This window comes from Mesorhizobium sp. BH1-1-5 (genome assembly GCF_020165615.1).
In the GTDB taxonomy this organism is placed as follows: Bacteria; Pseudomonadota; Alphaproteobacteria; order Rhizobiales; family Rhizobiaceae; genus Mesorhizobium.
In genome coordinates this window covers 1-18,177 of sequence record NZ_JAIUIM010000011.1, presented here as the reverse complement: position 1 = coordinate 18,177, position 18,177 = coordinate 1, and the positions used below count along the sequence as shown (strand labels likewise).

The 18,177-nt window shown below is 64.1% G+C and carries 18 protein-coding genes, 1 tRNA gene and 2 pseudogenes; 9 read left to right on the top strand and 12 right to left on the bottom strand.

Translation table 11 applies throughout. The features are described 5' to 3' along the window. Positions 1 to 13: 13 nt before the first annotated feature. The 5 genes from LB572_RS16170 to tkt form a co-directional block, all read right to left on the bottom strand. Positions 14 to 1,039 carry a class I fructose-bisphosphate aldolase gene (locus tag LB572_RS16170; protein ID WP_224668399.1) on the bottom strand — a complete coding sequence of 342 codons (1,026 nt, stop codon included), beginning with the start codon at positions 1,037 to 1,039 and terminating at the stop codon, positions 14 to 16. A gap of 117 nt (positions 1,040 to 1,156) precedes the next feature. Beyond that, a complete protein-coding gene (locus LB572_RS16165) occupies positions 1,157 to 2,353 on the bottom strand; it encodes a phosphoglycerate kinase (protein ID WP_224668398.1) in 1,197 nt (398 codons plus the stop codon). A gap of 104 nt (positions 2,354 to 2,457) precedes the next feature. Further along, positions 2,458 to 4,347 carry a potassium/proton antiporter gene (locus tag LB572_RS16160; protein WP_224668397.1) on the bottom strand — a complete coding sequence of 630 codons (1,890 nt, stop codon included), beginning with the start codon at positions 4,345 to 4,347 and terminating at the stop codon, positions 2,458 to 2,460. 271 nt (positions 4,348 to 4,618) lie between these two features. Next, positions 4,619 to 5,629 carry a type I glyceraldehyde-3-phosphate dehydrogenase gene (gene gap, locus LB572_RS16155; protein ID WP_224668396.1) on the bottom strand — a complete coding sequence of 337 codons (1,011 nt, stop codon included), beginning with the start codon at positions 5,627 to 5,629 and terminating at the stop codon, positions 4,619 to 4,621. Positions 5,630 to 5,783: 154 nt separating this feature from the next. After that, positions 5,784 to 7,775, bottom strand: coding sequence for a transketolase (gene tkt, locus LB572_RS16150; RefSeq protein ID WP_224668395.1), 1,992 nt, complete (start codon positions 7,773 to 7,775; stop codon positions 5,784 to 5,786). Positions 7,776 to 8,033: 258 nt separating this feature from the next. Here tkt and LB572_RS16145 point away from each other — a divergent pair, with 258 nt between their 5' ends. The 3 genes from LB572_RS16145 to LB572_RS16135 all read left to right on the top strand — a co-directional run bounded on the left by LB572_RS16145 (position 8,034) and on the right by LB572_RS16135 (position 9,517). Further along, entirely contained in the window at positions 8,034 to 8,306 is a 273-nt protein-coding gene (locus LB572_RS16145; RefSeq protein ID WP_140804159.1) for a DUF4164 domain-containing protein, read from the top strand. Between the two features lie 4 nt (positions 8,307 to 8,310). Beyond that, entirely contained in the window at positions 8,311 to 8,676 is a 366-nt protein-coding gene (locus tag LB572_RS16140) for a cell division protein ZapA (RefSeq protein WP_224668394.1), read from the top strand. Positions 8,677 to 8,857: 181 nt separating this feature from the next. Beyond that, entirely contained in the window at positions 8,858 to 9,517 is a 660-nt protein-coding gene (locus LB572_RS16135; RefSeq protein ID WP_224668393.1) for a peroxiredoxin, read from the top strand. Between the two features lie 219 nt (positions 9,518 to 9,736). Here LB572_RS16135 and rpoH read toward each other — a convergent pair whose 3' ends face one another. Continuing rightward, a complete protein-coding gene (gene rpoH, locus LB572_RS16130) occupies positions 9,737 to 10,648 on the bottom strand; it encodes an RNA polymerase sigma factor RpoH (protein ID WP_140804154.1) in 912 nt (303 codons plus the stop codon). A 218-nt stretch (positions 10,649 to 10,866) separates the two neighbouring features. Then, positions 10,867 to 11,931, bottom strand: a complete 1,065-nt coding sequence (locus LB572_RS16125) for an RluA family pseudouridine synthase (RefSeq protein WP_224668392.1) — start codon at positions 11,929 to 11,931, stop codon at positions 10,867 to 10,869. A gap of 26 nt (positions 11,932 to 11,957) precedes the next feature. On the opposite strand from LB572_RS16125, the gene LB572_RS16120 reads away from it, so the two are divergent. The 3 genes from LB572_RS16120 to LB572_RS16110 all read left to right on the top strand — a co-directional run bounded on the left by LB572_RS16120 (position 11,958) and on the right by LB572_RS16110 (position 12,925). Further along, on the top strand, positions 11,958 to 12,341 hold the full coding sequence (locus LB572_RS16120) for a fimbrial protein (RefSeq protein ID WP_224668391.1): 384 nt from the start codon (positions 11,958 to 11,960) through the stop codon (positions 12,339 to 12,341). 10 nt (positions 12,342 to 12,351) lie between these two features. Then, complete coding sequence (locus tag LB572_RS16115; RefSeq protein ID WP_224668390.1) at positions 12,352 to 12,765, top strand: VOC family protein; 414 nt, start codon at positions 12,352 to 12,354, stop codon at positions 12,763 to 12,765. A gap of 85 nt (positions 12,766 to 12,850) precedes the next feature. Then, positions 12,851 to 12,925 (top strand) — tRNA-Glu (locus LB572_RS16110). A 41-nt stretch (positions 12,926 to 12,966) separates the two neighbouring features. On the opposite strand, the gene LB572_RS16105 is transcribed toward LB572_RS16110, so the two are convergent. The 5 genes and pseudogenes from LB572_RS16105 to LB572_RS16085 all read right to left on the bottom strand — a co-directional run bounded on the left by LB572_RS16105 (position 12,967) and on the right by LB572_RS16085 (position 16,362). Beyond that, a complete protein-coding gene (locus LB572_RS16105; protein ID WP_224668389.1) occupies positions 12,967 to 13,269 on the bottom strand; it encodes an addiction module antidote protein in 303 nt (100 codons plus the stop codon). A gap of 19 nt (positions 13,270 to 13,288) precedes the next feature. Next, positions 13,289 to 13,558: pseudogene (locus LB572_RS16100) on the bottom strand (type II toxin-antitoxin system RelE/ParE family toxin). 68 nt (positions 13,559 to 13,626) lie between these two features. Further along, positions 13,627 to 14,136 (bottom strand): Rab family GTPase, encoded by a 510-nt coding sequence (locus LB572_RS16095; RefSeq protein ID WP_224668388.1) that lies wholly within the window; start codon positions 14,134 to 14,136, stop codon positions 13,627 to 13,629. Next, entirely contained in the window at positions 14,133 to 16,001 is a 1,869-nt protein-coding gene (locus LB572_RS16090) for an OmpA family protein (RefSeq protein ID WP_224668387.1), read from the bottom strand. Before LB572_RS16090 ends, LB572_RS16095 begins: the two co-directional genes overlap by 4 nt. Before the next feature lies 1 nt (position 16,002). Then, positions 16,003 to 16,362: a hypothetical protein gene (locus LB572_RS16085; RefSeq protein ID WP_224668386.1), complete on the bottom strand. Its 360-nt coding sequence runs from the start codon at positions 16,360 to 16,362 to the stop codon at positions 16,003 to 16,005. A gap of 400 nt (positions 16,363 to 16,762) precedes the next feature. On the opposite strand from LB572_RS16085, the pseudogene LB572_RS16080 reads away from it, so the two are divergent. From LB572_RS16080 to mscL, 3 genes and pseudogenes are all read left to right on the top strand, one after another. Beyond that, positions 16,763 to 17,119: pseudogene (locus tag LB572_RS16080) on the top strand (YidB family protein); the annotation flags it as partial. A 102-nt stretch (positions 17,120 to 17,221) separates the two neighbouring features. After that, positions 17,222 to 17,563 carry a DUF2853 family protein gene (locus tag LB572_RS16075; RefSeq protein WP_140804140.1) on the top strand — a complete coding sequence of 114 codons (342 nt, stop codon included), beginning with the start codon at positions 17,222 to 17,224 and terminating at the stop codon, positions 17,561 to 17,563. Between the two features lie 163 nt (positions 17,564 to 17,726). After that, a complete protein-coding gene (gene mscL / locus LB572_RS16070; RefSeq protein WP_140804138.1) occupies positions 17,727 to 18,146 on the top strand; it encodes a large conductance mechanosensitive channel protein MscL in 420 nt (139 codons plus the stop codon). The last annotated feature ends 31 nt before the right edge of the window (positions 18,147 to 18,177 follow it).

Here is an 18,177-nt window from a genome sequence, read left to right as displayed (position 1 = left end):
AAAGAGAGTAGCGTCAGGCGGCCTTTTCCAGCGCCGGCTGCCATTTTCCAAGCGCCGCCAGATGGTTCATATGGGCGCGGTGGGTGAAGGCTGCCTGGCCGGCGGCGACGTTCGAGGCCTTGCCGCTCCATGCCTTCTGCGGCGCGGCCTGCAGCGCGCGGCCGTAGGAGAAGGTCAGCTTCCACGGGTGCGGGCCGATGGCATTGATGGCGTTGAGGTTGGCCGTCGCCTCCTCGTCCTCCTGGCCGCCGGAGAGGAAGGCGATGCCCGGCACCGCCGCCGGGACCACTTCGCGGAACAGCTTTATCGTCTTCTCGGCGATTTCCTCGGGGCTGTCGGTCCTGCCGGACTTCTTGCCGGAGATGACCATGTTCGGCTTCAGGATCGAGCCCTCCAGCACGACGCGCGCCGCATAGAGCTCGTCATAGAGCTTGACCAGCGTCGCCTTCGAAACGTCGTAGCAGACATCGATGGAATGCGCGCCGTCCATCAGCACTTCCGGCTCGACGATCGGCACGATGCCGGCTTCCTGGCAAAGCGCGGCATAGCGGGCCAACGCATGGGTGTTCGAGGCGGTCGAATTGGCCGACGGCACGCCCCTGGCGGTGTCGATGTCGATCACCGCGCGCCATTTGGCGAAGCGGGCGCCAAGCTTGTAGTAGTCGGCGAGCCGCTCGCGCAGCCCATCCAGGCCCTCGGTGATGGTGTCGCCGGGAAAGCCCGCGAGAGGCTTGGCGCCGGCGTCGACCTTGATGCCCGGGATGGCGCCGGCCGCCTTGATGATGTCGACCAGCGGCGTGCCGTCGGCGGCGTTCTGGCGGATGGTCTCGTCATAGAGGATGACGCCGGAGATGTATTTTGTCATCGCTTCCTTGGAGCGGAACATCATCTCGCGATAGTCGCGCCGGTTGTCGGCGGTCGATTCGACGCCGATGACGTCGAAGCGTTTCTTGATGGTGCCGGAGCTCTCATCGGCGGCCAGCAGGCCCTTGCCATCGGCCACGATGGCAGCGGCAATGTCTTCGAGACGTTCGCTCATGGGTGCTCTCCTATGGTGCGTTTGTTCCGCGCTAGCAGAACATTACTGCCAAAGGAATGACCCCGGAAAGCGTGAATCGATTGAAAGTCCCGGGCGCTTTTACCGCTCCCGGACTGTTTACCGCTTGAGCACCTCGACGCCGGGCAGCGGCTTGCCTTCCATCCATTCGAGGAAGGCGCCGCCGGCGGTCGAGACATAGGTAAAGTCGTCGGCGACGCCGGCATGGTTGAGCGCCGCCACCGTGTCGCCGCCGCCGGCGACCGACACCAGCTTGCCTGCCTTGGTGCGGGCCGCCGCATGCTTGGCCGCCGCTACCGTGGCGCGGTCGAAGGGCTCGATCTCGAAAGCGCCAAGCGGGCCGTTCCAGACCAAGGTGGCGGCGCGGTCGATCCAGTCGTTGACGCTCTGCACGGTCTTTGCGCCGACATCGAGGATCATGCCATCGGCCGGCACGTCCGAGATGGCGACGGTCTCGCTGGGCGCACCCGCCTTGAATTCCCTGGCTATCACGCCGTCGGCGGGCAGGATGATGGCGCAGCCGGCTTCGGCCGCCTCGATCATGATCTGCTTGGCGGTGCCGGCAAGATCATGCTCGCAGAGCGACTTGCCGACGTCGGTGCCGCGCGCTGCCAGGAACGTGTTGGCCATGCCGCCGCCGATCACCAGCGCGTCGACCTTCTTCACCAGATTCATCAACAGGTCGATCTTGCTCGAGACCTTGGCGCCGCCGACGATGGCGACCACCGGCCGAACCGGATTGCCGAGACCCTTTTCCAGCGCGTCGAGCTCCGCCTGCATGGTGCGGCCCGCATAGGCCGGCAAATGACGGGCCAGGCCCTCGGTCGAGGCATGCGCCCGATGCGCGGCGGAAAAGGCGTCGTTGACATAGATGTCGCCATTGGCGGCGAGCTTTTCGGTGAAGGCCGGCTCGTTCTTCTCCTCGGCCTTGTAGAAGCGGGTGTTTTCGAACAGCAGCACGTCGCCGTCCTTCATGGCGGCGACGGCATCCGCGGCCTTTTCGCCGACGCAGTCGGCGGCGAAGCCGACCGGGCGGCCGAGAACTTCAGCCGTGGCCCTGGCGATCGGCTCCAGCGAGAATTCTGCCGATGGGCCGTCCTTGGGGCGGCCGAAATGCGCCAGCAGAATGACCTTGGCGCCCTTTTTCGAGAGCTCCGCGATGGTCGGCGCGACGCGCTCGATGCGGGTGGCGTCAGTCACCTTGCCGTCGGCGACGGGAACGTTGAGGTCGACGCGCACGAGCACGCGCTTGCCGCTGACGGCGCCGATATCATCGAGTGTCTTGAAGCCGGCCATTGTCGTTCCTTTTTAGTGAAAACGCGGGGACCATACCCGGCGCGAAAGACGATGCAAGCACCGCGTTGACGGCGCGCGCGCAAAAATGATGTCGGCGTGAGACATCAGCCTTCGCCGGTTGCCTTCTGCCCGTCCGGTCCGGGAGCCACGGTGTCGATCGGCACGTCTCCTGCCGCCTGTTGTTCCGCCGGCCTGCGCCAGTTGCGGATGAGGGCGGCCAGGCGGTCGCCGATCTCGCCGGCGCTCATGAAGACCGGCACACGCGCCACCGGCGCGGTCGGCTCGAAGGACAGGCCGAGGCCGGTGATCCTGCCTTTTTCGTCGACATCGCGCACGATCAGCTCGATCGGGCCGATCACCACGCGGTCGGCGTATTCGGGGCGGCCGCCGAGCCGATCCGAAACCATCGCGGCAACACTGAGCTTCTGTTCCGCCTCGGTCAGGCCTGGCCCGTAGGCCGCTTCCAGCTCCGCGGCGGAGCGGGCGGGATCGACGGCAAAGGCGCCGAAGAAGTCGGCATCCTCCGGATCGACCACGGCGCGGCTGGCGAAAAGCTTGTCGAGCAGGCGCGGGTAGCGGTCCGGCACGAAGATGTAGACCTGATCGCCGGCGGCGAGCCGGCCCATGTCCTGGAAGCGCATCGAGCGCCCGTCGCGCAGCACCAGCGAGGGCCGCGCCCAGCGCGGGATGCGCTCGCCGCGCGCCACCGGGCTGCCGGGCGCGACGCGATAGGCAAGCAGCTCGTGATGGGCCGAGCCCGGCAATTCGAGCTCCACCTTGTCCAGCGGCCCGAGACGGGCCGGCACGATCAGGCCAAGGCGCCGCGCCAGCGGGCCGACGGTCCAGCCCTGCACCACCAGCGACACCAGCACGATGATGAAGGCGGCGTTGAAGATCAGGCGGCCATGCTCGAGCCCACCGAGCAGCGGCGTGATGGCGAGCAGGATCGAGACCGCGCCGCGCAGGCCGACCCAGGAGACGAAGGCGACCTCGGGACGCGGCAGGCGAAACGGGATCAGGCAGAGCCAGACGGCCAGAGGCCGGGCGACGAAGATCAGGAACAGGCCAAGCAGGATCGCCGGCAGCAGGATCGCCGGAAATTGCGAGGGCGTGGCGAACAGGCCGAGGATCAGGAACATGATGATCTGCGCCAGCCACGACATGCCGTCCTGGAAGCGCTTCAGGATGGTGACGGCGCGGATGTCGGAATTGCCGGCGATCAGCCCGGCAAGATAGACGGCGAGGAAGCCCGAGCCGCCGATGGCGCCGGCCGCCGCGAACACCATCAGCGACAGCGTCAGCACGAAGATCGGCAACAGGCCGTGGTCGAGATTCAGCCGCTCGACAAGGCGCACGATGCCAAAGCCGCCGAGCACGCCGACGACGGCGCCGAGTCCCATATTGGCGAGGAAGCCGAGCAAAAGGTTGGTTGCCAGCACATTGGCTTCCGGGTTGGCATGCGCGGCGATGATCTCGACCAGGGTGATGGTGAGGAAGATGGCGATCGGGTCATTGGTGCCGGATTCCACTTCGAGCGTCGCGCGAACGCGCTCGCGCAGATGGATCTCGCCGGCGCGCAGCAGGAAGAACACGGCGGCCGCGTCGGTGGAGGCGACGGCGGCGCCAAGCAGGGAGGACTCCAGCCAGCTGAGCTTGAGGAAATAGGAAGCGGCGACGCTGAAGATGCCGGTGGTCAGGATGACGCCGATCGTGGCCAGCGACAGCGCCGGCCCGGCCGCTTGCCTGAGCGCGTTGAGCGGCGTGCCGAAACCGGAATCGAACAGGATGATGGCCAAGGCCAGCGAGCCGGCAAAATAAGCAAGGCGGGCATTGTCGAATTCGATGCCGAGGCCATCGACGCCGGTGGCAAGCCCGATGCAGAGGAAGAGCAGCAGCAAGGGAGCGCCGAAGCGGAAGGCGATCAAGCTCGAAAACGCGGCGGCGACAATGAGCGTCGTGCCGACCAGCGTCACGAGATAGATCGCATGCTCCATCCGTTATTGCCCCTCCAGAATCCCCACTGTTTCCCGCTTTACCAGAGAGTGGGGCGAAGACATGACCAGTGCAAGGCGACAGCGTGGTTTTTTGGGTTCTGGCGATATCAGAAAAATGGAGGAGCCGCTTTTGCGTCGTCATCCACGGGCTTCACCCTAGAATGATGAAGCGACTGGTGTTGCGGCTAATCTCAATGGTGCACGGCCGAGACTAAACGAAAAACGCCCGGCCGAAGCCGGGCGTTTCACACGATCAAAAGGAACTGTGGGATCAGGCGATGGTCTTGCCGAAGGCGACGGCGGTGTCGCTCATGCGGTTCGAGAAGCCCCATTCGTTGTCGTACCAGGACAAGACCGAGACGAAATTGCCGTCCATGACCTTAGTCTGGTCGAGGGCGACGATCGAGGAATGCGGATCGTGGTTGAAGTCGATCGAGACGTTCGGGTGATGGGTGACCGACAGCACGCCCTTCAGCTTGCCCTTGGAGGCGGCGATGACCGCTTCGTTGATCTCCTGCGCGGTGGTCGAGCGCTTGGCGATGAACTTGAAGTCGACGACCGAGACGTTCGGGGTCGGCACGCGGATCGAAATGCCGTCGAGCTTGCCCTTGAGCTCGGGCAGCACGAGGCCGATCGCCTTGGCGGCACCCGTCGAGGTCGGGATCTGCGACAGCGCCGCGGCGCGGGCGCGGTAGAGATCCTTGTGCATGGTGTCCAGCGTCGGCTGGTCGCCGGTATAGGAGTGGATCGTCGTCATCATGCCCTTCTCGATGCCGACAGTCTCGTGCAGCACGGCCGCCAGCGGCGCCAGGCAGTTGGTGGTGCAGGACGCGTTCGAGATGACGATGTGGTCCTTGGTCAGCTTGTCGTGATTGATGCCGTAGACGACGGTCAAGTCAGCGCCTTCGGCCGGGGCCGAGACGATGACGCGCTTGGCGCCAGCGGTCAGATGCGCGGCGGCCTTGTCGCGGGCAGTGAAGATGCCGGTGCATTCGAGCGCGATGTCGATGCCCAGCTCCTTCCACGGCAGCTGGGTCGGATCCTTGATCGCGGTGACCTTGAACTTCTCCTTGCCGACGGAGATCTGGTCGCCGTCGACGGTCACCTCATGCGGGAAGCGGCCATGCACGCTGTCGTAGCGCAAGAGGTGCGCGTTGGTCTCGACCGGGCCGAGGTCGTTGACGGCGACGACCTGGATGTCCTTGCGGCCGGATTCGTGGATGGCGCGCAGGATGTTGCGGCCGATGCGGCCAAATCCGTTGATGGCAACTCTGACGGTCATTGTTCTCTCCCTTGGGGCTGGAAAGCGGATGGGTCCGCAGTTTCATAACGGCGGAAGGCGCAAGAATCCAGCCGCAGAAGGTCGCATCTAAATCGATTAGGTTGATCCAGCCCGGCAAGACCGTCAATCGGCGTTGCCGGGCCCGGGCCAATTCCTATTTGCCGTGCAGACGGGCTTCGACCGCTTTGGCCGCGGCGTCGGCGGTGATGCCGAAATGCGGATAGAGCTGCTCGATCGTGCCGGAGGCGCCGAAGCCGTGCATGCCGACGAAGATGCCGTCGGTGCCGATCAGGTGGTCCCAGCCCTGGCGGATGCCGGCTTCGATCGCGACCTTCACCTTGGCGTTGCCGATCGTCTTCTTGCGGTAATCCTCGTTCTGCTGGTCGAACAGCTCGAAGCACGGCACCGAGACGACGCGGGTCGGATGGCCGTGCTTTTCGAGCAGGTCGCGCGCGCCGAGGGCGATCTCGACCTCGGAGCCGGTGGCGAAGATCGTCACCACGGCCTCGCCGCTGGCGGCGGCCAGCTCGTAGGCGCCCTGGCTGGAGAGGTTCTTCGCCGAATGCTCGGTGCGCAAGGTCGGCAGGTTCTGGCGGGTCAGCGCCAGCGTCGAGGGCGTCTTTTCGGATTCGAGCGCGATCTGCCAGCATTCGGCAGTTTCGACCGCGTCGGCCGGCCGGAAGACGTTATGGTTCGGGATGGCGCGAAGCGCGGCCAGATGCTCGACCGGCTGGTGGGTCGGGCCGTCCTCGCCGAGGCCGATCGAATCATGCGTCATGACGAAGATCGAGCGGATGCCCATCAGCGAGGCAAGGCGCATCGAGGGGCGGGCATAGTCGGAGAAGCACAGGAAGGTGCCGCCATAGGCGATCAGGCCGCCATGCAGCGTCAGCCCGTTGATCGCCGCCGCCATGCCGTGCTCGCGAATGCCATAGTGGACATAGCGCTGGCCGTAATCGTCGGGCGTGATGTTCTTGGTCTGGCTGGTCTTGGTGTTGTTGGAGCCGGTCAAGTCGGCCGAGCCGCCGATGGTTTCGGGAACCGCGCCGTTGATGACTTCCAACGCCATTTCCGAGGATTTGCGGGTGGCGACCTTCGGCTTGTCGGCCGAGAGCTTCTTCTTGTAGTCGGCGATGACGGCGTCGAAGTTCGACGGCAGCTTGCCCGCAAGGCGGCGCTCGAACTCGGCCTTCAGCTTCGGCTCGGCCTTGGCCAGACGGCCTTCCCAGTCGGCGCGCGGCTTGGCGCCGCCTTTGCCGATGGCACGCCAGGCGTCGAGGATGTCGGCGGGAATCTCGAAGGGCGGCGACTCCCAGTTGAAGAATTTGCGCACACCGGCGATTTCGTCGGCACCCAATGGCGAGCCATGCGCCTTGTTGGTGCCGGCCTTGGTCGGGGCGCCGAAGCCGATGGTGGTCTTGCAGGCGATCATCGTCGGCTTGTCGGAATGGCGCGCCGCCTCGATGGCGTAGGCGATCGCTTCCGGATCGGTGCCGTCGATGTGGCTGGCGTTCCAGCCCGAGGCCTGGAAGCGGGCGACCTGGTCGGTGTTGTCGGCCAGCGAAACGGGGCCGTCGATCGAGATGTTGTTGTTGTCCCAGAAGACGATCAGCTTGTTGAGCTTCAGATGCCCGGCCAGCGCGATGGCTTCCTGGGAAACGCCCTCCATCAGGCAGCCGTCGCCGCACAGCACATAGGTGTAGTGGCTGACGAGATCGTTGCCGAAGGCGGCGTTCATGATGCGCTCGCCGAGCGCGAAGCCGACCGAATTGGCCAAGCCCTGGCCGAGCGGACCGGTGGTGGTCTCGATGCCGGCGGCATGGCCGTACTCGGGATGGCCGGCGGTCTTGGAGCCGAGCTGGCGGAAATTCTTGATCTGGTCGATCGTCATGTCCTCATAGCCGGTGAGGTAGAGGAGCGAATAGAGCAGCATCGAGCCGTGGCCGGCCGACAGGATGAAGCGGTCGCGGTCGGCCCAGTGCGGCGCCTTGGCGTCGAATTTCAGGAAACGGCTGAACAGCACAGTGGCGATGTCGGCGCAGCCCATCGGCAGGCCTGGATGACCGGAGTTCGCCTTCTCGACGGCATCCATGGAAAGAAAACGGATCGCATTGGCCATCCGGTCATGTTGTTCGCGCGAGCTCATGCTTCCTCCGGGAACGGGTTGGGCTTGGGAGAACCCTAGGGAAAGGGTGCGCGACACATAGCAGGCACGGCCTTTTAGTCAACAAATCGGGACGGATTTTGCCGGGCTTGTGATGGCATCGAGCGCCCTACATTAGCGATAGCGGGGGACAGTCGCGAGAGCTTTGTTGACGCGCCCTTCACCCGGCGCCTAATCTTTCCGAGGTAACGCGTTCTGAATGCGCGCGATTCGGTGATGGGCAGGGCATAGGACGAGGCCATGACCGGGGAAACGACCCTCAAGGAAGTCATCGCCAGGCTGGGCAAGGCCATGGAAGGGCTGGAAAACGCCGTGGCGGCGAAGCTCGAGCATGAGCGCGATTATTCGGAAGCCGAGGCCGAGGTGCAGCGCATGAACGCCGACCGTTCGCGCCTGGCGCAGGAGCTCGACAATTCCGAATCGCGCGCCGAGCGTCTCGAAGACGCCAACAAGGAAGTGTCGCGGCGGCTGGTGACCGCCATGGAAACCATCCGCGCGGTTCTGGACAGGTAAGGCAATGGCACAGGTCACCGTTTCCATCGATGGCAAGCAGTACCGCATGGCCTGCGACGAGGGCCAGGAAGAGCACCTGATCGACCTTGCCGAGCGCTTCGACCGCTATGTCTCGCATCTGAAGGATTCGTTCGGCGAGATCGGCGACCAGAGGCTCACCGTCATGGCCGGCATCATGGTGATGGACGAGCTTTCGGAGCTCATCAAGCGCGTCAAGGGCATGGAGAGCGAGGTGCTGACCTTGCGCAAGACGCGCGACGAGGCGCTGACCAAGGCCGACAAGAGCGACAGCGTGCTCACCACCGCGCTCGGCGCGCTTGCGCAGCGCATGGAAGATCTCACGGCGACGCTGGCGATAAAGAAGGCCTGAGCGTCTCTGCCTCTCGCAAGTGGAAAATCCTGCCGCGGATTGCCGGCGCTCGCGAAAAAAAATCGCCTGCAGCGGCCTCGGCTACGGCTCCCCGCGTTTGACCGATACGGGGATGGTGCTAGCTTAGAACGCGTGCCGGCCGCGCCGGCCACCGTTTCATAAAAAAGGGTAGGGATAGGTCATGAGTCTTCGTATCAACGATGTCGCGCCGGATTTCACGGCCGAGACCACGCAGGGCACCATCAAGTTCCACGACTGGATCGGCGACGGCTGGGCGGTGCTGTTCAGCCATCCGAAGAATTTCACCCCGGTCTGCACCACCGAGCTCGGCACCATGGCCGGCCTGGAAGGCGATTTCAAAAAGCGCAACGTCAAGATCATCGGCATCTCGGTCGATCCGGTGTCGAGCCACGACAAGTGGCAGGCCGATATCAAGACCGCCACCGGCCACACGGTGAGCTATCCGCTGATCGGCGACAAAGATCTCCATGTCGCAAAGCTCTATGAGATGCTGCCAGGCGGCGCCGGCGAGAGCTCGGAGGGCCGCACGCCGGCCGACAACGCCACCGTGCGTTCGGTCTATGTCATCGGCCCCGACAAGAAGATCAAGCTGGTGCTGACCTATCCGATGACCACGGGCCGCAACTTCGACGAGATCCTGCGCGTCATCGATTCCATCCAGCTGACCGCCAAGCACCAGGTGGCGACGCCGGCCAACTGGAAGCAAGGCGACGACGTCATCATCACCGCCGCCGTCTCCAACGAGGACGCGATCAAGCGCTTCGGGGCGTACGAGACGGTGCTGCCTTATCTCAGGAAGACCAAGCAGCCCTCGGCCTAGGGCGAGCCGATATTCAGGTGATGCCCGTCTGCAAACGGCGGGTTTCTGCGCTTCCGGTGCTCACGTACTTAAGTACGCTCCGCTCCGGTTCTCGAAACCCACCATTTTCGACTCGGCCTAGCCTGAATCTCAGCACGCCCTAACCGGGAGCCAAATTCGAAGAAAACAACAAAAAAGGCGGCGCCGGAGCGCCGCCTTTTGATTTCTGCCTTGAGCCGGTTAAGCCGCCGGCTGCGCTTCGATGGTGCGCAGCGCCTGCATCTGGCGCTTGGCGGCGGCCTTGACCGCGTCCTGCACCTTCTCGAAGGCGCGCACCTCGATCTGGCGCACGCGCTCGCGGCTGATGTCGAACTCGGCCGACAGCTCTTCCAGCGTCAGCGGCTCTTCGGCCAGACGACGGGCCTCGAAGATGCGCCGTTCGCGATCGTTGAGCACCGACAACGCGCCAGACAGCATGCCGCGCCGATTCTCCAGCTCGTCCTGCTCGATCAGCATCTCTTCCTGGCTTTCGTGGTCGTCGACCAGCCAGTCCTGCCATTCGCCGGACTCGCCTTCGCTCGCCCGGATGGGGGCGTTGAGCGAAGCGTCGCCCGACAGGCGGCGGTTCATCGACACCACTTCGGCCTCGGAAACGTTGAGGCGCGTGGCAATCTCGGCGATCTGGTCGGGCTTCAAGTCGCCATCGTCGAGCGCCTGGATCTTGCCCTTCACCTTGCGCAGGTTGAAGAACAGACGCTTCTGGTTGGCGGTGGTGCCCATCTTGACCAGGCTCCACGAGCGCAGGATGTATTCCTGGATCGAGGCCTTGATCCACCACATGGCATATGTGGCAAGCCGGAAACCACGCTCCGGTTCGAATTTCTTCACGGCCTGCATGAGGCCGACATTGCCTTCCGAAATCACCTCGCCGATCGGCAGGCCGTAGCCGCGATAGCCCATGGCGATCTTGGCGACGAGCCTCAGGTGGCTGGTGACGAGCTTGTGGGCAGCCGTGGTGTCCTGATGCTCGGCGTAACGTTTCGCGAGCATGTACTCTTCCTGCGGCTGAAGCATCGGAAAGCGGCGGATTTCTTCCAGGTAGCGGGCGAGACCGCCTTCACCGGAAACGATACTGGGTAATGATTGGGCCATGATAGCGCCCCCTCTCTCTTTGGAGTGGATGCCCCCGAAACGCGGCGGGCATTCGTCGCGGATGCCAAAAGGCTCATCCGCAGACAACCTCAATATATAGGAACAAAACCAGAAAAGACAGGCATTTGTTCAACGCTAAACAGTCTGTCACGTTGAAGTGAACAACGCCGGTCAGGTTTTTTGATGGCTGGTTTGCAGCTTGTTCGTGGCGGGTGGGTTCAAAGTTTCCGGAAGTCGCCGACGAGTTCCTCCATGTCTCCCGGCATCGGCGCTTCGAACCTCATCGTTAGATGGGTGGTCGGGTGCTCGAATTCAAGGAGCCAGGCGTGCAGGGCTTGCCGGGGGAAGGCTTTGACCTTGCTTTTCAAGGGCTCAGGCAGCCGGTTGGCCTTGGTGCGGAAGGCCAGCCCATAGTCAGGGTCGCCGACCACGGGGTGGCCGATATGGGCCATGTGCACGCGGATCTGGTGGGTGCGGCCGGTCTCCAGCCGGCATTCGACCAGGCTTGCGGCGGCGAAAGCCTGCTGCCCTTCGCCGAAGCGCTCGACGACGCTGAAATGGGTGACGGCGTGGCGCGCGTCGTCGCGGCTTTCCGGCACCACCGCGCGGCGCACGCGGTCGGCGGCACGGCCCAAGGCGGCGTCGATGGTGCCGTTCGGCCGTTGCGGGATGCCCCAGACCAGCGCCAAATAGGCGCGTTCGAGATTGCCGGTGCGGCCGTGGTCGGCAAAGGCCTCCGACAGAGCCCTGTGCGCGCGGTCGGTCTTGGCCACGACCATGACGCCGCTGGTCTCCTTGTCCAGCCGGTGGACGATGCCCGGCCGCCTGACGCCGCCGATGCCGGACAGGCTGTCGCCGCAATGATGGATCAGCGCATTGACCAGCGTGCCGGTCCAATTGCCGGCGCCGGGATGGACGACCAGTCCCGCAGGCTTGTCGATGACGATCAGCTCGTCGTCCTCGTAGAGGATGTCGAGGGGGATGTCCTCGCCTTGCGGCGCGGCGGGCTCCGGCGCGGGCACCAGGATTTCGATCCGGTCACCGGCGACCAGCTTGCGCTTGGCCTCCAGCACCGGCTTGCCGGCTATGGAGACGGCGCCTTGGCGGATCAGCGCCTGCACGCGGCTGCGCGAGAGTTCCGGCCCGAGCCGGGCGGCAAGCCACTGGTCGAGACGCTGGCCGACGGCATCGGCGCCGGCTTCGAGCACGACAGCTTCGCCGGATTCCTCGTCCGCCAATTCGTCCTCTATCAATATCGGGGCCTCTTCGTTATGAGCGCTCATCGAAACCCGTTGCGGATTGCTTAGCCATGGCCCGGCCGATCACCGAAGAAGACGAGGAAAAGCCGCTCGACCCCGCGGCCGAGAACGTGCGCCGCAAGCTCGTCCGCTTCATGATCGTCAATCTCGGCCTTCTGTTCCTCGCCCTTATGGTGGTGATCGGGGCGCTTGTCTACAAAGCCCGCAACGCGCCGGTGGCCGGCTTAGCGCCCGCCGGCGATGTCCAGGCTCCGGCCGGCGCGCCGCTGTCGGGCGACATCGTGCTTCCCGTGGGCGCCAAGGTGGTCAGCCAGTCGCTCTCCGGCAACCGCCTGTCGATCGATGCCGAGTTGGCGGACGGCAGCCGTTCGATCTTCGTCTACGACATTGCCGAGCGCCGCATCATCGGCCAGTTCGCGATCCGCAACAAATGAGCCCGCACCAATGAGCGTCTTTGCCGAACGCCGCAGCGTCGCGACCGTCGCGCTCGTCGTCGGCAATTACGACGAGGCGATCGCCTGGTATGTCGAGCGGCTCGGCTTCTTGCTCACCGAGGATGTCGATCTCGGCGGCGGCAAGCGCTGGGTCACCGTCGCGCCGGCGAAGGGCCAAGGCGCGCGGTTGCTCCTGGCGGAAGCATCCGGCGAAGAGCAGGCAAGCCGCATCGGCAACCAGACGGGCGGCCGGGTCTTCCTGTTCCTCGAGACCGACGATTTTTCCCGCGACCATCAGGCGATGCTCGGCAGGGGTGTCGAGTTCCGCGAAGCGCCTCGCTTCGAGGCCTATGGCACGGTGGCGGTCTTCGCCGATCTCTACGGCAATCTCTGGGACCTGATCGAGCCGAAACGCCAGGGCTGACACAGCCAATCCGTAAAGTGGTTCGGGTGCCAGAAACCCCAGTTGCTTTTTCCCGGCCGCCAGCCTATGTAGCCGGTTCTTGAGCGCGCCCATCGTCTAGCGGTCAGGACACCGCCCTCTCACGGCGGGAACAGGGGTTCGATTCCCCTTGGGCGTACCAAGCTTCCAAATTACTTCGCAATGTCCGACGAACGCCAGGCATCATGCAGCGTGCGTTTGGTCGCGAGGCGCGACGGAGAGACGAAGTCCCATGGCGTCGAGGACCGCCGCTACGGTGGAAAGGGAAGGGTTCCCTTTTTCGCTGAGCGCCTTGTAGAGGCTTTCGCGGGACATGCCGGTTTTCTTGGCGATTTCCGTCATTCCTCTGGATCGGGCGACATCGCCAAGCGCCTTGCACAGGAAAGAGAGATCGCCTTCCTCCATGACGGCATCGAGGTAGGCGACGATGTCGTCTTCTGTGTCGAGGAATTTGGCCGCGTCCCACTTGCTGTTCGTGATTGCCATTTTAAACCTCCTTGGCGATTTACAGCGCTCGCTTTATGTCGCGATTCTGACTGCCCTTATCGCCGCCGCACAGAAGGATGACGATGACGTCTGCGCGTTTCAGAAAATAAATCCTGTAGCCTGGCCCCTAGTCGATGCGCAGCTCGCCAATGCCGTCAAAAAACTTGGCGTCGCCAAGGTTTCCGAACTCGACACGGCTGATGCGCGCCTGAATCCGGGCTTTCGCCCGGCGATCACGAAGGCTCTCGAACCATGCGTCGAATACATTGGTCGTGATGACTTCGATCATGAGCATATGTATCTTATGGGATACGATTTGGCAATATTGTTGTCGGCAAGGCAGGGCCGCCGATCACTCTAAAGCTGCCTACGCCGTATCGTTTCGGCGAGCTCCGCAAAGGCATCGACGATTCCCTCGCCGTTCTTGGCGCTCACGAAAGTGACGCTCGATCGCGGCAACTGGCCGATCTCTTCGGCGCTGCCGGGGGCTTCGGCGAGATCGATCTTGTTCACGAGGGCCCTGTATGGCCTGCCCGGAAATCTCGCCTCGAAGCTGCGCACCAGCTCGACCATGCGCGTCACGGTTTGCGGGCGCGTCACGTCCGACACGACGATCGCGGCCGACGCGCCGGTGACGTAGACGGTGTCGAAGATACGGGTCCCGAAATCGCCGTCGGTGTCCCACAGAACGAGGCGCGCCGCGTCGCCGCCGCGAAGCGGATCGGCCGGAACATCGTAGCTGAGCACCTCGACACCGAGCGTGGATTTGTATTCGCCGTCGAAACGATCATGCACGAGGCGGTACATGATGGACGTCTTGCCTACACCCATATCGCCAAGCAGCATGACCTTTGCGCTGAGCATCATTGAGGGCGCTCGGCGCGGAACACATTTTCGAAGGTGACGCGGCGGTTGCCTTCGCTCGGCACGTCGGAAATCGGCATCGATGACGAGCGCGAAACCACGAACAGCCGCGACGGTTCGATGCCGAGCGAGGTCAATCCTCTCACCACCTGATCGGCTCTCTTGCGGGCGACCGCGCGGTTGGTCGATTCCGTTCCGGTATCGTCCGCGTGCCCGACGACACGGATCCTCAGGTCGTTGCCCGCAAGAAGGCCGGCCAGATCGCGGATCTGTTGCCCGGCCTCGTTGTCGTCGGCGAACGCATCGCCCGTGCCGAAGAAGATCGCCGTCGAGGCCATGAAGCGGTCGAGCCGCTCGGCGGGGCCGTCGGCGATCGACCGCACGGCCTCGTATTGCTGGTTCCTGGATTTTGTTTCCGCGGCGATCGCCGCGCGTGTTTCGTCGATGCCCGCCCGCAGGCCGGCAAGGGACTGCAGCTCTTCCTGGCTCGGCCCGCGCGTCTGATCGATGCGGGCCTGCAAGCCTGCGAGAGACTGCCGCTGGCCGGCAACCGCTTCGCTGGTTTCGCCGGTGGACTTCCGCAGACCGGCAAGAGATTGCCGCAGCTCGGCGATCGCCTGGCGGTTTTCGTCGATGCCCGCCTGGAGGCCGGTCACCGATTGCCGCAGGGCGTCGATATCGGCGTTGAGCGCCGCCACCTGTTCCGTGCCCGGCACGACTCCGATCCGGCCGACGACCCGATAGGGCGCGGCGGCTTTGGCCAGAGCGTCGATCAGCGGAGCCGTCCGCACCTGGCCTGGCTCCATGCCGGAGACCGAGACGCTGCGGTTGCGGTGGTCAAAATCCAGATGCAGCGGAAATGTTTCCAGCAACGGTTCCTTGCCGGCCAGTTCCACGAGCGCGTCGTTCGTGCGCCGCTCCAGCATCGTGCGGGTCAAATAGACGCTCGCCAGCCATGCCAGCCCGGCGGCGACGAGAGCCGCGAGCACGAACAGGACGACCTTTCCGCCCCGGCGCGATTTGGGCTCCGCGGCCGGACCGGCTTCGATGGAGGCGGCCAGGGACCCCAGCATGGCGGCGTCGCAGTCGAGGCCGCGATCCATATTCTCGATCGTGTCGAAGAAAAGCGAATTGATCCTGGCGTCGTCGACGGGGCGAAGGGGACCGATGCACTCGGCAGCCAGGATGAACCGGGGCGAGGCGCGAAGCACGATCTCGCGTCCGCCGAAATCGAGCTGCTGCAGGTTGCCCTCTCCCGCGAGGGCCTGAACGGAAAACTCCAGGATCGCCGCGACCATCGCGCTCAACAGGTCGGCCCGCTCGTCGGAGGTCGCTTCGCGCTTCCAATCCGCGACGAGGCGTCCGTTGCCGCGCTCGATCATCAGCAGCCGGTCGACGCGCGGCGGACTGGCGTTAGCCAGAACGAACTCGCTGATCGGGCGGCCGGTCGCCAGCGACTTGATGCGCCCGATCCAAAGCTCCGTCGATGTCAGGGCATTGAGGCGCTGTTCCAGCCGCGCCACGAGTTCCTTGAAAGCGTTTGCCACGGCCGCGCTGACCAGCCTGCCCGTGATCGGGTAGAGCGCGTCGACCATGAGGTCGCGTGAGTTCCTGATCTCGCTGCGGATCGCGGAAACCACGGACGGCGCGATGACGTTCGCCAGTTCGCGCGGCCGAACGACTTCGGCGCGCTCCAACGCCGCGACGAGGATGTCGGCCGTTGCCGTTTCCAGACGGTCGGGGTTGCCTATGTATTGCTGAAGCAGGGCGACGTCCGCCCCCAGCGCCTCGAGACGCGCCGCCTCCGTTTGAAAGAGCAGTTTTCTAAGCTGCTCGATCTCGCGGTTCTGGCCGGCGGCGGACGTCATGCTACTTTCCCGCGCGGCCGGACCCTAGCCCGCTGATGGTTGCTCCAAGGTTCGAAATCGCGGCGCCGATGTCCCTTTGCGAGGCGAGCCGCTTCTGTTCGGTCTCCCGCTCGAGTTCCAGGACATGCGCCTGCAGGGTCGCGAGTTCCTTCGCGAAGTCCGCCTGGATCTGCTTGATGGTGGCCTGCATTTCCTCGCGCAGGCCGGCAAGGTTGGTCTCGAGCGATCGCTGCGCGCCTCCGAACAGGAGATTGCGAACCTGATCGATCGTCGCCTCGGGATGGATTGTCGCTTCCGATCCGTTCGCGGATGCGGCTCCATCCGTGGCTTTTGCGGCTTGCTCGGCGGCTTTCATTTTCATTCCCCGTGGTTTCCACGCTCACTGATACTGTGACGGCCGTTATATCAAATCCTAATTCGTGTGACAGGCAATCGACTTGTTGCAGTCGCGGGCTGTCACACGTCGGGCGTGGCATTTGCGCTGTCATGTCCATCGTCACCTATCGCAATGACTGCGCTGACGCCAGTCGTCCTTCGAGCCGCATCGGATCCGGGCCGAGCGGCCCCCCCGCTATGCCGCGAAAGACGCGAAGCCGCCTTGCCAGGAGCGATGCCCGGTTTGAATGCGATCGGCCGCTGGCGAATATGACCTTCGTCATTTTCGGTCCTGACCTTCGTCAGGTGTCGCGACCCCACGAAACGGCCTAGACCACCACGCCTGAACGGCAGCGCGACGGCGTGCGCGATTTTCGACGGGAGGTTTCCGGATGGGATTTTTGGACAGTCTGCAAAGCGCGTTGCAGGGCGGGCAGCAGGGCGGAGGCTCGAACCTCCTGGCCGATGCGCTGACCAGCGTCGGCGGTTATCAGGGCGTGCTTGCCATGCTGCAGAAGTCGGGTCTCGGCGACCGCGTCGAATCCTGGCTGAGCACCAACGCCGCAAATCTTCCGATCGCGCCCGACGAGATCAAGGCGGCCCTTGGCGACCAGCGTCTTCAGCAACTGGCGAGCCAGTTCGGGATTCCGCTGGATCAGGTGGCCGGCGCCCTGGCGCAGCATCTTCCGGCCGCCGTCGACCAGGCCAGCCCGGACGGGGCGCTTGCGACGGGCCGCGGCTGACACCGACGAACAGCAAGACAATCCAGACATGGCTTTGCGGCAACCAGGCCGCGCGGCTCGACGGCAGCGTCGCCGTTCAGCCGAAAACGAGAGGACAAGCGTGTGAGCAAGCAAGACGAACTGATCAGCAAATATGCGGCGGACCTGAAGGTGAAGTGCGGCCTCACGGCGGACATGGATCTCCTGACCAAGGTGACGAAGGGCTGCGGCCCGGCGATCTACGACAAGGATGCATCCACCGTCTCGGCCTCAGACAAGGAGGAGCTGGAACGGGTCAAGAAGAACTTTCTCGTCAAAAGACTGGGGCTGGCCGAAGACGCCGGCCTGGACTCGGGGCTCGCCAGGGTCATCGACCAGTACGGCCGGACCAATCGCAACAAACATCGCGCGGTCTTCTACTACCTGCTCGTCAAGCATTTCAGGCGCGAGAGCGTCTTCGCCTGACGGCGCAAAACAGGCAAATGGGCTAGAGCAATTCCAGGAAAAGCGTGTGCGGTTAAGTTCGGCGTCTTCGCCGTAACCTTCCGTCTGGAATTGCGTCAAAACAAGGAGATAGGGCGGTTCGCCGTTTCCGTGAAACGGTGAAACGCCCTAACAGGAGATGGGGATGCTGAAAGAATTCCAGGAATTCATTTCCAAGGGCAATGTGATGGACTTGGCCGTCGGCGTCATCATCGGCGCCGCCTTCTCCAAGATCGTCGATTCCCTGGTCAACGACATCATCATGCCGATCGTCGGCGCGATCTTCGGCGGATTGGACTTCAACAATTACTTCTTCGGACTGTCCTCGAACGTCCACTCGGCCGCGCTGGCCGACGCCAAGAAAGAGGGCGCGGTTTTCGCCTATGGCAGCTTCATCACCGTCGTGCTGAACTTCCTGATCCTTGCTTTCATCATCTTCCTGATGGTCAAGGCGGTGAACAACCTGCGCAAGCGCCTGGAGCGCGAGAAGCCCGCCGCCGCGGCCCCGCCGGCGGCCGACGTGCAGCTTCTGACCGAAATCCGCGACCTGCTCGCGAGGAAATAACGGATTTGTTCGAGGCGGCCGGACCCTGGTC

What these genes read in the sequence shown, in the direction of transcription:
- mscL (WP_140804138.1), top strand. Translation starts at nt 17,727, where the DNA reads ATGCTGAAAGAATTCCAGGAATTCATTTCCAAGGGCAATGTGATGGAC.
- LB572_RS16085 (WP_224668386.1), bottom strand. Translation starts at nt 16,362, where the DNA reads ATGAAAATGAAAGCCGCCGAGCAAGCCGCAAAAGCCACGGATGGAGCC.
- LB572_RS16095 (WP_224668388.1), bottom strand. Translation starts at nt 14,136, where the DNA reads ATGATGCTCAGCGCAAAGGTCATGCTGCTTGGCGATATGGGTGTAGGC.
- LB572_RS16115 (WP_224668390.1), top strand. Translation starts at nt 12,352, where the DNA reads ATGAGCGTCTTTGCCGAACGCCGCAGCGTCGCGACCGTCGCGCTCGTC.
- LB572_RS16090 (WP_224668387.1), bottom strand. Translation starts at nt 16,001, where the DNA reads ATGACGTCCGCCGCCGGCCAGAACCGCGAGATCGAGCAGCTTAGAAAA.
- rpoH (WP_140804154.1), bottom strand. Translation starts at nt 10,648, where the DNA reads ATGGCCCAATCATTACCCAGTATCGTTTCCGGTGAAGGCGGTCTCGCC.
- LB572_RS16145 (WP_140804159.1), top strand. Translation starts at nt 8,034, where the DNA reads ATGACCGGGGAAACGACCCTCAAGGAAGTCATCGCCAGGCTGGGCAAG.
- LB572_RS16120 (WP_224668391.1), top strand. Translation starts at nt 11,958, where the DNA reads ATGGCCCGGCCGATCACCGAAGAAGACGAGGAAAAGCCGCTCGACCCC.
- LB572_RS16125 (WP_224668392.1), bottom strand. Translation starts at nt 11,931, where the DNA reads ATGAGCGCTCATAACGAAGAGGCCCCGATATTGATAGAGGACGAATTG.
- LB572_RS16170 (WP_224668399.1), bottom strand. Translation starts at nt 1,039, where the DNA reads ATGAGCGAACGTCTCGAAGACATTGCCGCTGCCATCGTGGCCGATGGC.
- LB572_RS16105 (WP_224668389.1), bottom strand. Translation starts at nt 13,269, where the DNA reads ATGGCAATCACGAACAGCAAGTGGGACGCGGCCAAATTCCTCGACACA.
- LB572_RS16140 (WP_224668394.1), top strand. Translation starts at nt 8,311, where the DNA reads ATGGCACAGGTCACCGTTTCCATCGATGGCAAGCAGTACCGCATGGCC.
- gap (WP_224668396.1), bottom strand. Translation starts at nt 5,629, where the DNA reads ATGACCGTCAGAGTTGCCATCAACGGATTTGGCCGCATCGGCCGCAAC.
- LB572_RS16165 (WP_224668398.1), bottom strand. Translation starts at nt 2,353, where the DNA reads ATGGCCGGCTTCAAGACACTCGATGATATCGGCGCCGTCAGCGGCAAG.
- tkt (WP_224668395.1), bottom strand. Translation starts at nt 7,775, where the DNA reads ATGAGCTCGCGCGAACAACATGACCGGATGGCCAATGCGATCCGTTTT.
- LB572_RS16160 (WP_224668397.1), bottom strand. Translation starts at nt 4,347, where the DNA reads ATGGAGCATGCGATCTATCTCGTGACGCTGGTCGGCACGACGCTCATT.
- LB572_RS16135 (WP_224668393.1), top strand. Translation starts at nt 8,858, where the DNA reads ATGAGTCTTCGTATCAACGATGTCGCGCCGGATTTCACGGCCGAGACC.